This is a genomic window from Pseudomonas berkeleyensis (assembly GCF_014109765.1).
Lineage (GTDB): Bacteria > Pseudomonadota > Gammaproteobacteria > Pseudomonadales > Pseudomonadaceae > Aquipseudomonas > Aquipseudomonas berkeleyensis.
In genome coordinates this window covers 4753631-4768814 of sequence record NZ_CP059139.1, presented here as the reverse complement: position 1 = coordinate 4768814, position 15184 = coordinate 4753631, and the positions used below count along the sequence as shown (strand labels likewise).

At 57.3% G+C, this 15184-nt stretch carries 29 protein-coding genes; all 29 read left to right on the top strand.

Going from position 1 to position 15184, the window contains the following annotated elements; translation table 11 throughout:
* Positions 1-17: 17 nt before the first annotated feature.
* The 29 genes from tuf to rplQ all read left to right on the top strand — a co-directional run bounded on the left by tuf (position 18) and on the right by rplQ (position 15182).
* A complete protein-coding gene (gene tuf / locus HS968_RS22175; RefSeq protein ID WP_182368693.1) occupies positions 18-1211 on the top strand; it encodes an elongation factor Tu in 1194 nt (397 codons plus the stop codon).
* 155 nt (positions 1212-1366) lie between these two features.
* A complete protein-coding gene (rpsJ, locus tag HS968_RS22170; protein ID WP_003243886.1) occupies positions 1367-1678 on the top strand; it encodes a 30S ribosomal protein S10 in 312 nt (103 codons plus the stop codon).
* An 83-nt stretch (positions 1679-1761) separates the two neighbouring features.
* A complete protein-coding gene (gene rplC, locus HS968_RS22165) occupies positions 1762-2391 on the top strand; it encodes a 50S ribosomal protein L3 (RefSeq protein ID WP_119694389.1) in 630 nt (209 codons plus the stop codon).
* Positions 2392-2405: 14 nt separating this feature from the next.
* A complete protein-coding gene (gene rplD, locus HS968_RS22160) occupies positions 2406-3008 on the top strand; it encodes a 50S ribosomal protein L4 (protein WP_119694390.1) in 603 nt (200 codons plus the stop codon).
* Positions 3005-3304: a 50S ribosomal protein L23 gene (rplW, locus tag HS968_RS22155; protein WP_003463306.1), complete on the top strand. Its 300-nt coding sequence runs from the start codon at positions 3005-3007 to the stop codon at positions 3302-3304. Before rplD ends, rplW begins: the two co-directional genes overlap by 4 nt.
* A 14-nt stretch (positions 3305-3318) precedes the next feature.
* Positions 3319-4143: a 50S ribosomal protein L2 gene (gene rplB, locus HS968_RS22150; RefSeq protein WP_106738643.1), complete on the top strand. Its 825-nt coding sequence runs from the start codon at positions 3319-3321 to the stop codon at positions 4141-4143.
* Between the two features lie 16 nt (positions 4144-4159).
* Positions 4160-4435 carry a 30S ribosomal protein S19 gene (gene rpsS / locus HS968_RS22145; RefSeq protein ID WP_031303186.1) on the top strand — a complete coding sequence of 92 codons (276 nt, stop codon included), beginning with the start codon at positions 4160-4162 and terminating at the stop codon, positions 4433-4435.
* Positions 4436-4446: 11 nt separating this feature from the next.
* Positions 4447-4779 carry a 50S ribosomal protein L22 gene (gene rplV, locus HS968_RS22140; RefSeq protein WP_003103908.1) on the top strand — a complete coding sequence of 111 codons (333 nt, stop codon included), beginning with the start codon at positions 4447-4449 and terminating at the stop codon, positions 4777-4779.
* A 13-nt stretch (positions 4780-4792) separates the two neighbouring features.
* Entirely contained in the window at positions 4793-5479 is a 687-nt protein-coding gene (gene rpsC, locus HS968_RS22135; RefSeq protein ID WP_003243898.1) for a 30S ribosomal protein S3, read from the top strand.
* A gap of 12 nt (positions 5480-5491) precedes the next feature.
* Entirely contained in the window at positions 5492-5905 is a 414-nt protein-coding gene (gene rplP, locus HS968_RS22130) for a 50S ribosomal protein L16 (RefSeq protein ID WP_003243901.1), read from the top strand.
* A complete protein-coding gene (gene rpmC, locus HS968_RS22125) occupies positions 5905-6096 on the top strand; it encodes a 50S ribosomal protein L29 (protein ID WP_106738644.1) in 192 nt (63 codons plus the stop codon). The genes rplP and rpmC overlap by 1 nt, the downstream gene beginning before the upstream one ends.
* A 2-nt stretch (positions 6097-6098) precedes the next feature.
* The gene (rpsQ, locus tag HS968_RS22120) at positions 6099-6365 is read left to right on the top strand and encodes a 30S ribosomal protein S17 (RefSeq protein ID WP_106738645.1); all 267 of its coding nucleotides are present in this window, start codon (positions 6099-6101) and stop codon (positions 6363-6365) included.
* Positions 6366-6388: 23 nt separating this feature from the next.
* The gene (rplN, locus tag HS968_RS22115; protein WP_003243907.1) at positions 6389-6757 is read left to right on the top strand and encodes a 50S ribosomal protein L14; all 369 of its coding nucleotides are present in this window, start codon (positions 6389-6391) and stop codon (positions 6755-6757) included.
* Between the two features lie 11 nt (positions 6758-6768).
* Positions 6769-7083 carry a 50S ribosomal protein L24 gene (rplX, locus tag HS968_RS22110; protein ID WP_106738646.1) on the top strand — a complete coding sequence of 105 codons (315 nt, stop codon included), beginning with the start codon at positions 6769-6771 and terminating at the stop codon, positions 7081-7083.
* A gap of 19 nt (positions 7084-7102) precedes the next feature.
* Positions 7103-7642, top strand: coding sequence for a 50S ribosomal protein L5 (gene rplE / locus HS968_RS22105; RefSeq protein WP_017675614.1), 540 nt, complete (start codon positions 7103-7105; stop codon positions 7640-7642).
* Positions 7643-7657: 15 nt separating this feature from the next.
* Positions 7658-7963, top strand: a complete 306-nt coding sequence (gene rpsN / locus HS968_RS22100) for a 30S ribosomal protein S14 (protein ID WP_003463288.1) — start codon at positions 7658-7660, stop codon at positions 7961-7963.
* Between the two features lie 321 nt (positions 7964-8284).
* On the top strand, positions 8285-8677 hold the full coding sequence (rpsH, locus tag HS968_RS22095) for a 30S ribosomal protein S8 (RefSeq protein ID WP_003243915.1): 393 nt from the start codon (positions 8285-8287) through the stop codon (positions 8675-8677).
* A 12-nt stretch (positions 8678-8689) separates the two neighbouring features.
* Positions 8690-9223, top strand: coding sequence for a 50S ribosomal protein L6 (gene rplF / locus HS968_RS22090; RefSeq protein WP_017675613.1), 534 nt, complete (start codon positions 8690-8692; stop codon positions 9221-9223).
* 11 nt (positions 9224-9234) lie between these two features.
* The gene (rplR, locus tag HS968_RS22085; protein WP_017675612.1) at positions 9235-9585 is read left to right on the top strand and encodes a 50S ribosomal protein L18; all 351 of its coding nucleotides are present in this window, start codon (positions 9235-9237) and stop codon (positions 9583-9585) included.
* Between the two features lie 3 nt (positions 9586-9588).
* A complete protein-coding gene (rpsE, locus tag HS968_RS22080; RefSeq protein ID WP_003243920.1) occupies positions 9589-10089 on the top strand; it encodes a 30S ribosomal protein S5 in 501 nt (166 codons plus the stop codon).
* Between the two features lie 2 nt (positions 10090-10091).
* Entirely contained in the window at positions 10092-10271 is a 180-nt protein-coding gene (rpmD, locus tag HS968_RS22075; protein WP_003243922.1) for a 50S ribosomal protein L30, read from the top strand.
* Positions 10272-10273: 2 nt separating this feature from the next.
* Positions 10274-10705 (top strand): 50S ribosomal protein L15, encoded by a 432-nt coding sequence (rplO, locus tag HS968_RS22070; RefSeq protein WP_119694392.1) that lies wholly within the window; start codon positions 10274-10276, stop codon positions 10703-10705.
* A complete protein-coding gene (secY, locus tag HS968_RS22065) occupies positions 10706-12034 on the top strand; it encodes a preprotein translocase subunit SecY (RefSeq protein ID WP_106738648.1) in 1329 nt (442 codons plus the stop codon).
* Between the two features lie 28 nt (positions 12035-12062).
* Positions 12063-12179 (top strand): 50S ribosomal protein L36, encoded by a 117-nt coding sequence (rpmJ, locus tag HS968_RS22060; RefSeq protein ID WP_002555468.1) that lies wholly within the window; start codon positions 12063-12065, stop codon positions 12177-12179.
* A 133-nt stretch (positions 12180-12312) separates the two neighbouring features.
* Positions 12313-12669, top strand: coding sequence for a 30S ribosomal protein S13 (gene rpsM, locus HS968_RS22055; RefSeq protein WP_003463275.1), 357 nt, complete (start codon positions 12313-12315; stop codon positions 12667-12669).
* Positions 12670-12699: 30 nt separating this feature from the next.
* Complete coding sequence (gene rpsK / locus HS968_RS22050; protein ID WP_003243933.1) at positions 12700-13089, top strand: 30S ribosomal protein S11; 390 nt, start codon at positions 12700-12702, stop codon at positions 13087-13089.
* A gap of 17 nt (positions 13090-13106) precedes the next feature.
* Positions 13107-13727 (top strand): 30S ribosomal protein S4, encoded by a 621-nt coding sequence (gene rpsD / locus HS968_RS22045; RefSeq protein ID WP_017675608.1) that lies wholly within the window; start codon positions 13107-13109, stop codon positions 13725-13727.
* A 22-nt stretch (positions 13728-13749) separates the two neighbouring features.
* Positions 13750-14751 (top strand): DNA-directed RNA polymerase subunit alpha, encoded by a 1002-nt coding sequence (locus HS968_RS22040; protein WP_106738649.1) that lies wholly within the window; start codon positions 13750-13752, stop codon positions 14749-14751.
* A 44-nt stretch (positions 14752-14795) separates the two neighbouring features.
* Positions 14796-15182 carry a 50S ribosomal protein L17 gene (gene rplQ / locus HS968_RS22035; RefSeq protein WP_003243945.1) on the top strand — a complete coding sequence of 129 codons (387 nt, stop codon included), beginning with the start codon at positions 14796-14798 and terminating at the stop codon, positions 15180-15182.
* Positions 15183-15184 lie beyond the last annotated feature (2 nt).

Here is a 15184-nt window from a genome sequence, read left to right as displayed (position 1 = left end):
GTAAGAGGTTTACTGTCGTGGCTAAGGAAAAATTCGAACGTAACAAACCGCACGTCAACGTAGGCACCATCGGTCACGTTGACCACGGTAAAACCACTCTGACCGCTGCTCTGACCCGCGTCTGCTCCGAAGTTTTCGGTTCGGCCAAGGTCGATTTCGACAAGATCGATAGCGCTCCGGAAGAGAAGGCTCGTGGTATCACCATCAACACTGCACACGTAGAGTACGATTCCAACATTCGTCACTACGCGCACGTTGACTGCCCGGGTCACGCCGACTACGTGAAGAACATGATCACCGGTGCTGCCCAGATGGACGGCGCGATCCTGGTCTGCTCGGCTGCCGACGGCCCGATGCCGCAAACCCGTGAGCACATCCTGCTGTCCCGTCAGGTAGGCGTTCCGTACATCGTTGTCTTCCTGAACAAGGCTGACATGGTTGACGACGCTGAGCTGCTGGAGCTGGTCGAGATGGAAGTTCGCGACCTGCTGAGCACCTACGATTTCCCGGGTGACGACACTCCGATCATCATCGGCTCCGCGCTGATGGCTCTGAACGGTGAAGACGACAACGAGCTGGGCACCACTGCCGTCAAGAAGCTGGTTGAGACTCTGGACAGCTACATTCCTGAGCCGGTTCGTGCTATCGACCGTCCGTTCCTGATGCCGATCGAAGACGTGTTCTCGATCTCCGGTCGCGGTACTGTAGTTACCGGTCGTGTAGAGCGCGGTATCGTCAGGATCCAGGAAGAAATCGAAATCGTTGGTCTGCGTCCGACCACCAAAACCACCTGCACCGGCGTTGAGATGTTCCGCAAGCTGCTGGACGAAGGTCGTGCTGGTGAGAACTGCGGCGTGCTGCTGCGCGGCACCAAGCGTGATGAAGTCGAGCGTGGTCAGGTTCTGGCCAAGCCGGGCACCATCAAGCCGCACACCAAGTTCGAAGCTGAAGTGTACGTTCTGTCCAAAGAAGAAGGTGGTCGTCACACCCCGTTCTTCAAAGGCTACCGTCCTCAGTTCTACTTCCGTACCACTGACGTGACCGGTTCGTGCGAACTGCCGGAAGGCGTTGAGATGGTAATGCCGGGCGACAACATCAAAATGGTTGTCACCCTGATCAAGCCGATCGCCATGGAAGACGGCCTGCGCTTCGCAATTCGCGAAGGTGGTCGTACCGTTGGTGCTGGCGTGGTTGCCAAGATCGTCGAGTAATCGAAGATCCGCGGTAGAGAAAAGGGCCCTTCGGGGCCCTTTTCTTTTGAACTGGTTAAAAGTTGACACCCCCAGGGGGCATCCGTACAATTGCGCCTCCCTTGAGCGGGCGTAGTCCGTCTGTGGGGATTAGCAGCTTGGAATCTGAGGTCAAAATGCAAAACCAACAAATCCGTATTCGGTTGAAGGCTTTTGACCATCGCCTGATCGATCAATCTACCCAGGAAATCGTGGAAACCGCGAAACGTACTGGTGCTCAGGTGCGTGGTCCGATTCCTCTGCCTACTCGTAAGGAGCGGTACACCGTTCTGATCTCTCCGCACGTCAACAAAGACGCGCGCGATCAGTACGAAATCCGCACTCATAAGCGTGTTCTGGACATCGTCCAGCCGACGGATAAAACCGTTGACGCGCTGATGAAGCTCGACCTTGCGGCAGGCGTGGAAGTGCAGATCAGCCTCGGCTAAAACCTGGCGGTTTTAGTCGTGTAACGCTCTGAAATGGGCGGCCATAGCGGGTGAAAGCCCCGTACACTCATGAGGTTTACAACATGACTATTGGTGTAGTCGGTCGTAAGTGCGGCATGACCCGCATTTTCACCGAAGAAGGTGTCTCCATTCCGGTTACGGTCATCGAGATCGAGCCGAATCGCGTCACCCAGTTCAAAAACGAGGAGTCGGATGGCTATCGTGCAGTGCAGGTCACTGTCGGTGAGCGTCGTGCCTCCCGTGTCAGCAAGGCTCAAGCTGGCCACTTCGCCAAGGCGAACGTCGCGGCAGGTCGTACCGTTCTGGAGTTCCGTCTTGAAGAAGGCGAGTACCAGGCTGGCGATCTGATCAACGCTGAAATTTTCCAAGCTGGTCAACTGGTCGACGTGACCGGTCAGTCCAAAGGTAAAGGCTTCGCCGGTACCATCAAGCGTTGGAACTTCCGCGGCCAAGACAACACTCACGGCAACTCCGTGTCCCACCGTGTTCCGGGTTCCATTGGCCAGTGCCAGACCCCGGGTCGCGTATTCAAGGGCAAGAAGATGTCCGGTCATCTGGGTGCTGAGCGCGTGACCGTGCAGTCCCTGGAAGTCGTGCGCGTAGACGCCGAGCGTAACCTGCTGCTGGTCAAGGGTGCCGTTCCTGGCGCTACTGGCGGCGACGTTATCGTTCGTCCGGCTGCCAAGGCGTAAGGGGAGTATCTGAGATGCAATTGAATGTAAATGGCGCTCAGGCGATCGAAGTGTCCGAAGCGACCTTCGGTGGCGAGTTCAACGAGACTCTGGTTCACCAAGCAGTCGTGGCCTACATGGCTGGCGGCCGTCAGGGCACCAAAGGTCAGAAGTCCCGTTCCGACGTTTCCGGTGGCGGCAAGCGCCCATGGCGTCAGAAGGGCACTGGTCGTGCTCGTGCGGGTACTACCCGTGGTCCGATCTGGCGTGGCGGTGGTGTGACCTTCGCAGCGTCCACCCGCAATCATGACCAAAAGCTGAACAAGAAGATGTATCGCGCAGCCCTGCGCTCCATCCTTGCTGAGCTGGTTCGTACTGATCGTCTGGTCGTAGTCGAAGACTTCGCTGTTGATGCACCGAAGACCAAGACTCTGCTGGCCAAACTCAATGGCCTGGGCCTGAACGACGTGCTGATCGTTTCCGACGCCGTTGATCAGAACCTGTACCTGGCTGCCCGCAACCTGCCGCACGTCGACGTACGTGACGTTCAGGGTTCCGATCCGGTCAGCCTGATCGCGTACGAAAAGGTGCTGGTCACCGTTTCGGCCGTGAAGAAATTCGAGGAGCTGCTGGGATGAACCAGGAACGCGTATTCAAAGTGCTGCTTGGCCCGCACATCTCCGAGAAGGCCACGGTTCTGGCTGACAAACAAGGTCAGTTCGTTTTCAAAGTCGCTACCGATGCGACCAAGCTGGAAATCAAGAAGGCTGTCGAAGGCCTGTTCGGCGTGAAGGTTGAGCGCGTGACTACTCAGAACGTTCTGGGTAAGAGCAAGCGCACCGCTCGCGGTCTGGGCAAGCGTAACGACTGGAAGAAGGCGGTTATCTCCCTTCAGCCGGGCCAAGAACTCGATTTCACCAGCAGTGCTGAGTAAGGAAGGGGTGCATCATGGCAATCGTTAAGTGCAAACCGACTTCCGCTGGCCGCCGTTTTGTGGTCAAGGTGGTCAATCAGGAGCTGCACAAAGGCGCTCCGTACGCTCCGCTGCTCGAGAAAAAATCGAAGTCCGGTGGTCGTAACAACAATGGCCGTATTACCACCCGTCATATCGGTGGTGGTCACAAGCAGCATTACCGTCTGGTCGACTTCCGTCGCAACGACAAGGATGGCATCCCTGCCACCGTCGAGCGCGTGGAATACGATCCGAACCGTACTGCTCACATCGCTCTGCTGAAATACGCTGACGGCGAGCGCCGCTACATCATCGCCCCGAAAGGCGTTGTGGCTGGCGATCAACTGGTAGCCGGTAACATGGCACCGATCAAGCCGGGCAACAGCCTGCAACTGCGCAACATTCCGGTGGGTTCGACCGTTCACGGTATCGAGCTGAAGCCGGGTAAAGGTGCTCAGATCGCTCGTTCCGCTGGTGCTTCCGCTCAGCTGATCGCTCGTGAAGGTGCCTATGTGACTCTGCGTCTGCGCTCCGGCGAAATGCGCAAAGTCCTGTCCGAGTGCCGTGCGACCCTGGGTGAAGTCTCGAACTCCGAGCACAGCCTGCGTTCGCTGGGTAAGGCCGGTGCCAAGCGCTGGCGCGGTGTTCGTCCGACTGTTCGTGGTGTTGCCATGAACCCGGTTGATCACCCGCACGGTGGTGGTGAGGGTCGTACCTCCGGTGGTCGTCATCCGGTGTCGCCATGGGGCTTCCCGACCAAGGGCGCGAAGACCCGTGCTAACAAGCGCACCGACAACATGATCGTCCGTCGTCGCAAGTAAATAGAGGGATACGACAGTGCCACGTTCTCTGAAAAAAGGTCCTTTTATCGATCTTCACCTACTGAAGAAGGTCGAAGCGGCGGTGGAAAAGAACGATCGCAAGCCGGTTAAAACCTGGTCGCGTCGTTCCATGATCCTGCCGCAGATGGTCGGTCTGACCATCGCTGTGCATAACGGTCGTCAACATGTCCCGGTTCTCGTGAACGAAGACATGGTCGGCCACAAACTGGGCGAATTTGCCGGCACCCGTACCTATCGTGGTCACGTGGCCGACAAGAAAGCCAAGCGTTAAGGGGTAAGGAAATGGAAGTAGCCGCTAAGTTGTCGGGCGCTCGCATCTCCGCCCAGAAAGCCCGCTTGGTCGCCGACCAGATCCGCGGGAAGAAGGTGGGCGAAGCGCTCAACCTCCTGGCTTTCAGCAGTAAGAAAGCCGCCGAGATCATGAAGAAAGTGCTGGAGTCGGCCGTTGCCAACGCCGAGCACAACGAAGGCGCAGACGTTGATGACCTGAAGGTCAGCACCGTTTTCGTCAACGAAGGGCGTTCGCTTAAGCGCATCATGCCGCGTGCCAAAGGCCGTGCTGATCGCATCGTCAAGCGGTCTTGCCATATCACTGTCAAGGTTGCGGACAAGTAACGGAGTCGATCAGATGGGTCAGAAAGTACATCCCGTTGGCATCCGCCTGGGAATCGTCAAGGATCACACTTCGGTCTGGTATGCAGATGGTCGCAATTACGCCGACTACCTGAACGCCGACCTGAAGGTTCGTGCATACCTGCAAGACAAACTAAAAAGCGCGTCCGTTAGCCGTATCGACATCGCTCGTCCGGCTCAAACCGCACGCATCACCATCCACACCGCTCGTCCCGGTATCGTGATCGGCAAGAAAGGTGAAGATGTTGAGAAGCTGCGTCAGGACCTGACCAAGCAAATGGGTGTGCCGGTGCACATCAACATCGAAGAGATCCGCAAGCCGGAGCTCGACGGTATGCTGGTTGCACAGAGCGTAGCTCAGCAGCTGGAGCGTCGCGTTATGTTCCGTCGCGCCATGAAGCGCGCCGTACAGAACGCCATGCGCATTGGTGCCAAGGGCATCAAGATCCAGGTGAGTGGTCGTCTCGGTGGCGCTGAAATCGCCCGTACCGAGTGGTATCGCGAAGGTCGTGTGCCGCTGCACACCCTGCGTGCAGATATCGATTACGCCACCTACGAAGCGCACACCACTTACGGTGTGATCGGCGTCAAGGTTTGGATCTTCAAGGGTGAGGTCATTGGTGGCCGCACTGAAGAGCTGAAGCCGCAAGCGCCCGCTCCTCGTAAAGCTGCTAAGAAATAAGGAGTACGCATCATGTTGCAACCAAAGCGTACGAAGTTCCGCAAGCAGATGACCGGCCACAACCGTGGTCTGGCTCAGCGCGGTAGCAAGGTCAGCTTCGGCGAGTTCGCGCTGAAGTCCGTAGCCCGCGGTCGTCTCACCGCCCGTCAAATCGAGTCCGCTCGTCGTGCTCTGACTCGTCACGTAAAACGTGGCGGCAAGATCTGGATTCGCGTATTCCCGGACAAGCCGGTTACCAAGAAGCCTCTCGAAGTGCGGATGGGTAAAGGTAAGGGTGGCGTCGAATATTGGGTAGCCCAGATCCAGCCAGGCAAAGTCCTGTACGAGATCGAAGGCGTTTCCGAAGAGCTGGCGCGTGAGGCTTTCGCCCTGGCTGCTGCAAAGCTGCCGCTCGCCACCACCTTTGTTAAGCGGACGGTGATGTGATGAAAGCGACCGAACTTCGTGAAAAATCTGCGCAGCAACTGAACGAGCAACTACTCGGTCTGCTGCGTGACCAGTTCAATCTGCGTATGCAGAAGGCAACTGGCCAGTTGGGGCAGTCTCACCTGCTCTCGCAAGTTAAGCGCGACATCGCTCGTGTGAAAACTGTGCTCAACCAGCAGGCAGGTAAGTGATCATGGCTGAAGCCGAAAAAACAGTCCGTACGCTGACCGGCCGTGTTGTCAGCGACAAGATGGACAAGACCATCACCGTTCTGATCGAGCGCCGTGTAAAGCACCCGATCTACGGTAAATACGTCAAGCGTTCGACCAAACTGCACGCTCACGACGAATCCAACCAGTGCAAGATCGGCGACAAGGTTTCCATTCGCGAAACCCGTCCGCAGTCCAAGACCAAGTCCTGGGCTCTGGTTGAAGTCGTCGAACGCGCCGTTGAAGTCTAAGGGCTAGGGGTCGGAGAAATTTTATGATTCAGACTCAATCCATGCTCGATGTGGCTGACAACAGTGGTGCACGTCGTGTTATGTGCATCAAGGTGCTGGGCGGCTCTCATCGTCGCTACGCCGGCATCGGCGACATCATCAAGGTCACCGTCAAGGAAGCAATTCCGCGCGGCAAAGTGAAGAAAGGTCAGGTCATGACCGCAGTGGTCGTTCGTACCCGTCACGGTGTTCGCCGTGCTGACGGTTCGATCATCCGCTTCGACGGCAACGCTGCTGTTCTGCTGAACAACAAGCAAGAGCCGATCGGTACCCGTATCTTCGGGCCAGTGACCCGTGAACTGCGTTCCGAGAAGTTCATGAAGATCGTCTCGCTCGCCCCTGAAGTGCTTTAAGGAGATCCGACATGCAAAAGATTCGTCGTGACGACGAGATCATCGTGATCGCCGGTAAAGACAAAGGTAAGCGCGGTAAGGTGCTCAAGGTTCTCGCTGACGACCGTCTGGTCGTCGGTGGCATCAACCTGGTGAAGCGTCATACCAAGCCGAACCCGATGTCGGGCGTTCAAGGCGGTATCGTCGAGAAAGAAGCGCCTCTGCACGCTTCCAACGTTGCCATTTTCAACACTGAAACCAACAAGGCTGACCGCGTTGGCTTCAAGGTCGAAGACGGCAAGAAAATTCGTGTCTTCAAGTCCACCCAGAAGCCGGTTGGCGCTTGAGAATCCGTAGGTAAATACCATGGCACGACTGAAAGAGATTTACCGGAAGGAAATCGCGCCCAAGCTGAAGGAAGAACTGAAGCTGGCGAACGTGATGGAAGTTCCGCGCATCACCAAGATCACCCTGAACATGGGCCTGGGCGAAGCGATCGGTGACAAGAAGATCATCGAAAACGCTGTTGCCGACCTCGAGAAGATCACCGGTCAGAAAGTCGTTGTGACCCATGCCCGCAAATCGATCGCTGGTTTCAAGGTTCGTGAAGGTTGGCCGATTGGCGTCAAGGTCACTCTGCGTCGCGAGCGTATGTACGAGTTCCTGGATCGTCTGCTGTCCATCTCCCTGCCGCGCGTGCGTGACTTCCGCGGCCTGAATGCCAAGTCCTTCGATGGCCGTGGCAACTACAGCATGGGCGTGAAAGAGCAGATCATCTTCCCGGAAATCGATTACGACAAGATCGATGCGCTGCGTGGTCTGGACATCACCCTGACTACCACTGCCCGTAACGATGATGAAGGCCGCGCTCTGCTGCGTGCTTTCAACTTCCCGTTCCGCAACTGATCGGAGTCCTGGACAATGGCCAAGACAAGCATGAAGAACCGCGAGCTGAAGCGTCAGCAAACGGTTGCCAAGTACGCCAAGAAGCGTGCTGAGCTGAAAGCTACCATCGCTAACCCGAACACCAGTCCGGAAGCGCGTTGGGAAGCCCAGGTCGCTCTGCAGAAGCAACCGCGTGACGCCAGTGCCTCGCGCCTGCGTAACCGTTGCCGCATCACTGGCCGTCCGCACGGTGTATACCGTAAGTTCGGTCTGTCGCGTAACAAGCTGCGTGAAGCAGCTATGCGCGGTGACGTACCGGGCCTGGTGAAAGCCAGCTGGTAAGCAGCGAAAAAAGACAAAGCCGGCCTTGAGCCGGCTTTGTCTTTGGTGGTCTGCTGCGCGTCGGCCTGGCAGCGTTGCAAGTAGGTTCGGATTGCTCATTTACTAAAGTAAACTCCGCATCCTCACCTCCTTGCGCCTCGCCAGGTTCTAGCTCGCAAGACTCCCAGCACAATATTGAAGCAAGCCCCTTTTGGGTCTTGCTTCATTTTTGATCGGTCTCTAGAATGTCCGGCTCTCCTGAGCCTGGTATTCGCGTGCCGAGCTTTTGGATGATCCCACAGCCTTGATGGCTGTTCTTTTTGTATCAGGAGCGTCTAGCCCATGAGTATGCAGGACCCGTTAGCGGACATGCTAACTCGTATCCGTAATGCCCAGATGGCTGAAAAGTCCGTCGTAAGCATGCCTTCTTCCACTCTGAAGGTAGCCGTAGCCAAAGTTCTGAAAGACGAAGGTTACATTGCGGGTTATGAAGTCAATGGTGAAGCCAAGCCACAACTGTCCATCGAGCTGAAGTACTTCGAAGGCCGTCCGGTCATCGAGGAAGTCAAGCGCGTGAGCCGTCCTGGCCTTCGTCAATACAAATCCGTCGATGACCTGCCGAAGGTTCGCGGCGGTCTCGGTGTTTCCATCGTCTCCACCAACAAAGGTGTGATGACGGATCGCGCTGCGCGCGCTGCCGGTGTCGGCGGCGAAGTGCTCTGCACCGTGTTCTAAGGGGGGATAAGCATGTCTCGCGTTGCTAAGAACCCCGTTGTGCTGCCTGCCGGTGTCGAGATCAAACTCGCCGGTCAGCAGCTCTCGGTTAAGGGTGCCAAGGGCGCTCTGGAACTGAACGTTCACTCGTCCGTGGAAGTGATCCAGGAAGGTAGCGAACTGCGCTTCGCCGCTCGTAATGGCGACCAGCAGAACCGTGCCATGGCCGGTACTACTCGCGCTCTGGTGAACAACATGGTCATCGGTGTCAGCCAAGGCTTCGAGCGTAAGCTGCAACTGGTCGGCGTGGGCTACAAAGCTCAAGCCAAAGGTCAGGTGCTGAACCTCGCACTGGGCTTCTCCCACCCGATCGACTACGAACTGCCGGAAGGCGTCGTGGCCGAAACCCCGAACCAGACCGAAATCCTGATCAAGGGTATCGACAAGCAACTGGTGGGTCAGGTGGCTGCGGAAATCCGTGACTTCCGTCGTCCTGAGCCCTACAAGGGCAAAGGCGTTCGTTACGCGGATGAAGTTGTCCGTCGTAAAGAAGCCAAGAAGAAGTAAGGGGCTGAGAAATGACCGACAAAAAAGTTACTCGTCTGCGTCGCGCTCGCAAAGCACGCCTGAAAATGCACGAGCTCGAAGCCGTGCGTCTGTGCGTGTATCGCTCTTCGCAGCACATCTATGCCCAGGTCATCTCGGCCGACGGCAGCAAGGTTCTGGCCAGCGCCTCTACCTTGGACAAAGCACTGCGTGATGGCGCCACCGGCAACGTCGACGCGGCCAAGAAAGTTGGTGCGCTGGTTGCTGAGCGTGCGAAAGCCGCTGGTGTGACCCAGGTGGCATTCGACCGTTCTGGCTTCAAGTACCACGGCCGCGTCAAGGCGCTGGCTGATGCTGCTCGTGAAGGCGGGCTGGAGTTCTAAGTTATGGCAAATAACGACCAAAAGCGCGACGAAGGCTACATCGAGAAGCTGGTTCAGGTTAACCGCGTTGCCAAGACCGTAAAGGGTGGCCGTATCTTCACCTTCACCGCGCTGACCGTAGTTGGCGATGGTAAGGGTCGTGTCGGCTTCGGCCGCGGCAAGTCCCGTGAAGTGCCTGCTGCCATCCAGAAAGCGATGGAAGCTGCTCGTCGCAACATGATCCAGGTGGATCTGAACGGCACCACTCTGCAATACCCGATCAAGTCCGCTCATGGCGCCTCCAAGGTGTACATGCAGCCGGCTTCGGAAGGTACCGGTATCATCGCCGGCGGCGCCATGCGTGCCGTTCTGGAAGTGGCTGGTGTACAGAACGTTCTGGCCAAGTGCTACGGCTCGACCAACCCGGTGAACGTGGTTCATGCCACCTTCAAGGGTCTGAAGACCATGCAGTCTCCAGAATCCGTTGCGGCCAAGCGTGGCAAGAGCGTCGAGGAGATTCTCTAACCATGGCTAACACCGTCAAAGTGACTCTGATCAAGAGCACCAATGGCCGCCTGGCCAATCACAAAGCTTGCGTCAAGGGCCTGGGCCTGCGTCGCATCGGTCACACCGTAGAGGTTCTGGATACTCCGGAAAACCGCGGCATGATCAACAAGGCTTACTACCTGCTGAAGGTGGAGGGTTAATCATGCAACTGAACGATCTGCGTTCCGCGCCGGGTGCCCGTCGCGAGAAGCACCGTCCGGGCCGTGGCATCGGTAGCGGTCTGGGTAAGACTGGTGGCCGTGGCCACAAAGGTCAGACCTCCCGCTCCGGTGGCTCCATTGCTCCGGGCTTCGAGGGTGGTCAGCAGCCGCTGCACCGCCGTCTGCCGAAGTTTGGCTTCGTTTCCCTGAAGGCGATGGATCGTGCGGAAATTCGCACCTCCGAGCTGAACAAGGTTGAAGGCGTTGTCACTCTGCAGTCTCTGAAGGATGCCAATCTGGTTGGCCAACACGTACAGCGCGTAAAAGTCATGCTGTCCGGTGAGGTCACCCGTGCGGTCACCCTGAAAGGTATCGCCGTCACCAAAGGTGCGCGTGCGGCTATCGAAGCAGCTGGCGGTAAGTTCGAGGACTAAATGGCTAAGCAAGGTGCTCTCTCAGCGCTGGCAGGTGGCGGGTTGTCCGAACTCTGGGCTCGTCTGCGTTTCCTGTTCCTGGCGATCATCGTCTACCGGATAGGTGCGCACATCCCGGTTCCTGGCATCAACCCAGACCGACTGGCGGATCTGTTCCGGCAGAATGAGGGGACCATTCTTAGCTTGTTCAACATGTTTTCCGGCGGCGCGCTGGAGCGGATGAGCATCTTTGCACTGGGGATCATGCCGTACATCTCGGCATCGATCATCATGCAGCTGATGACCGCCGTCAGCCCGCAGCTGGAGCAGTTGAAGAAGGAAGGTGAGGCTGGTCGTCGCAAGATCAGCCAATACACCCGCTACGGCACTCTCATCCTGGCTTTCGTTCAGGCTATCGGCATGTCCGCTGGTCTGGCGAGTCAGGGTGTGGCGTTCTCGGGCGATTTCGGCTTCCACTTCGTAGCGGTTACCACTTTTGTGGCAGGCGCGATGTTCATGATGTGGCTGGGCGAGCAGATCACCGAGCGTGGTGTCGGCAACGGTATCTCGATGCTGATTTTCGCGGGCATCGTCGCCGGTCTGCCGTCGGCAATCGGGCAGTCTTTCGAGTCTGCTCGTCAGGGCGATATCAACATCTTCGCTCTGATCGCCATCGGCCTGCTGGCAGTAGCGATCATCGCTTTCGTGGTGTTCATCGAGCGTGGTCAGCGCCGCATTGCGGTGCACTACGCCAAGCGTCAGCAGGGCCGTAAGGTCTTCGCTGCGCAGACCAGCCACCTGCCGCTGAAGGTGAACATGGCGGGCGTAATCCCGGCCATTTTCGCCAGCAGTCTGCTGTTGTTCCCGGCTTCGCTGGGTGCCTGGTTCGGTCAGTCCGAAGGTCTGGGCTGGCTGCAGGACATTTCGCAGGCGATCGCTCCTGGTCAGCCGTTGAATATTCTGCTGTTTAGTGCAGGGATCATTTTCTTCTGCTTCTTCTACACAGCGTTGATGTTCAACCCGAAAGACGTAGCGGAAAACCTGAAGAAGTCCGGTGCCTTTATTCCGGGTATCCGTCCGGGCGAGCAGTCGGCGCGCTATATCGATGGCGTTCTGACCCGTTTGACCATGTTCGGTGCTCTGTACATGACGGCCGTGTGCCTGCTTCCCCAGTTCCTGGTGGTCGCGGCCAACGTTCCGTTCTACCTTGGCGGGACCTCGTTGCTGATCGTGGTCGTGGTTGTCATGGACTTCATGTCCCAAGTGCAATCGCACCTCGTGTCTCACCAGTACGATTCCCTGATGAAGAAAGCCAACCTGAAGGGCTATGGCAGCGGCATGCTCCGCTGATCCACCCGTAAGGTTCGAGGAGTTGGTAATGAAAGTTCGTGCATCGGTGAAAAAGCTGTGCCGTAACTGCAAAATTATCCGTCGCGAAGGTGTCGTGCGGGTGATCTGCAGCGCAGAGCCGCGTCACAAACAGCGCCAAGGCTGAGTGTGAACCACGCGTGATAAGCCCGGCAGCTAGTGCGCTGTCGGGTTGATTATTTGTTTTTACAGCGTTAATATCTCGCGCCCTATTTCTTGGCTTCCGGGGCGTAGGTAGCTGTCAATTGGAGTTCCACTGAATGGCCCGTATTGCAGGCGTTAACATTCCGGATAACAAGCACACTGTTATCTCGCTGACCTACATCTTCGGTGTTGGTCGCACTACCGCACAGAAAATCTGTGCCGCTACCGGTGTAAACCCGGCAGCAAAAATCAAGGATCTGACTGACGAGCAGATCGAGCAACTGCGTGGCGAAGTAGCCAAGGTGAATACCGAAGGCGACCTGCGTCGTGAAGTGAATATGAAGATCAAACGCTTGATGGATCTGGGTTGCTACCGCGGCCTGCGTCATCGTAAAGGTCTGCCGGTTCGCGGTCAGCGTACCAAGACCAACGCTCGCACCCGTAAGGGCCCGCGTAAGCCGATCCGCAAGTAATCGCATTCGCGAATCGACAGGAATTTAGTCATGGCAAAACCTGCTGCTCGTACTCGTAAAAAAGTCAAAAAGACAGTGGTGGACGGCATCGCCCACATCCACGCGTCTTTCAACAACACTATCGTGACCATCACTGACCGTCAGGGTAACGCCCTGTCCTGGGCTACTTCCGGTGGTTCGGGCTTCCGCGGTTCGCGTAAGTCCACTCCGTTCGCTGCTCAGATCGCCGCCGAGCGCGCTGGTCAGGCTGCACTGGAATACGGTCTGAAGAACCTCGACGTTAACGTCAAAGGTCCAGGCCCAGGTCGCGAATCCGCCGTGCGTGCTCTGAACGCCTGCGGCTACAAAATCGCCAGCATCACCGACGTGACGCCAATCCCGCACAACGGGTGCCGTCCGCCGAAGAAGCGTCGCGTGTAATCAGGAGACAGTGAGAAATGGCTCGTTACATTGGTCCCAAGTGCAAACTGTCTCGTCGTGAAGGCACCGATCTCTTTCTGAAGAGTGGTGTTCGCGCGCTTGAATCTAAGTGCAACATCGAAGCAGCCCCGGGTATCCACGGCCAGCGCCGTGGCCGTCAGTCCGACTACGGCACCCAGCTGCGTGAGAAGCAAAAAGTTCGTCGTATCTACGGCGTACTGGAGCGTCAATTCAGCGGTTACTACAAGCAAGCTGCCAGCCAGAAAGGCGCCACCGGCGAAAATCTGCTGCAACTGCTGGAGTGCCGTCTGGACAACGTGGTTTACCGTATGGGTTTTGGCGCTACTCGTGCCGAGTCCCGTCAGCTGGTTTCGCACAAAGCGATCAGCGTCAACGGTCAGACCGTAAACGTACCGTCCTACCAAGTTAAGGCTGGCGACGTCGTTGCTGTTCGCGAGAAATCGCGCAATCAGCTGCGAATCGCTCAGGCTCTCGAGCTCTGCGCCCAGCGTGGCCGTGTTGAGTGGGTAGAAGTAGACGCCGAGAAGAAGTCTGGTGTGTTCAAGAACGTACCGGCTCGTGGCGATCTGTCCGCTGACATCAACGAGAGCCTGATTGTCGAGCTCTACTCCAAGTAAGGGCTAGAAAATAGGTGCATCCATGCAGATTTCGGTAAATGAGTTCCTGACCCCCCGTCACATCGATGTGCAGGAGGTCAGTTCGACCCGCGCCAAGATCACCCTCGAGCCTCTCGAGCGTGGTTTCGGCCATACCCTGGGCAACGCGCTGCGTCGCATCCTGTTGTCCTCCATGCCTGGCTGTGCAGTAGTCGAGGCCGAGATCGACGGCGTACTCCACGAGTACTCCGCGATCGAAGGTGTGCAGGAAGATGTCATCGAGATCCTGCTCAACCTGAAAGGTCTGGCTATCAAACTGCACGGCCGTGACGAAGTGACCCTGACTCTGTCCAAGAAGGGCCCGGGCGTTGTTACCGCTGCCGATATTCAGCTGGATCACGATGTCGAAATCGTCAATGGCGACCACGTCATTGCCAACCTGGCCGCTAACGGCGCCCTGAACATGAAGCTCGTCGTAGCTCGTGGTCGTGGTTACGAGCCGGCCGACGCTCGCCAGAGCGACGAAGATGAAAGCCGCAGCATTGGTCGCTTGCAGCTGGATGCTTCGTTCAGCCCTGTGCGTCGGGTTGCTTACGTGGTGGAAAACGCCCGTGTCGAGCAGCGCACCAACCTGGACAAGCTGGTTATCGATCTGGAAACCAACGGTACCCTGGATCCTGAAGAGGCCATTCGTCGTGCCGCGACCATCCTGCAACAGCAGCTGGCCGCGTTCGTCGACCTCAAAGGTGACAGCGAGCCTGTGGTGATCGAGCAGGAAGACGAGATCGATCCGATCCTGCTGCGTCCTGTTGATGACCTGGAACTGACCGTACGTTCGGCCAACTGCCTGAAGGCAGAGAACATCTACTACATCGGCGATCTGATTCAGCGCACCGAAGTAGAGCTGCTCAAAACCCCGAACCTGGGCAAGAAATCCCTGACCGAAATCAAGGATGTTCTGGCTTCTCGCGGTCTGTCCCTCGGTATGCGCCTCGACAACTGGCCGCCGGCAAGTCTGAAGAAAGACGATAAGGCTACTGCCTGATCGTCATCATCACCGAACGAACAAGTTTGGTAAGGAATTGAACCATGCGTCATCGTAAAAGTGGCCGTCACCTCAGCCGCACCAGCGCTCACCGCAAGGCCATGTTCCAGAACATGGCGGTCTCGCTGTTCGAGCACGAGCTGATCAAAACTACCCTGCCGAAAGCCAAGGAACTGCGTCGCGTTGCCGAGCCGCTGATCACCCTGGCCAAGGAAGACAGCGTTGCCAACCGTCGTCTGGCCTTCGACCGTACTCGTTCGAAAGCCATCGTTGGCAAACTGTTCAACGATCTGGGCAAGCGCTACGCCACCCGTAACGGCGGCTACCTGCGCATCCTCAAGTGCGGTTTCCGCGCTGGCGACAACGCTCCGATGGCTTACGTTGAACTGGTCGACCGTCCGGTCGGCGGTTCGGTAGAAGCTGCCGAGTAAGT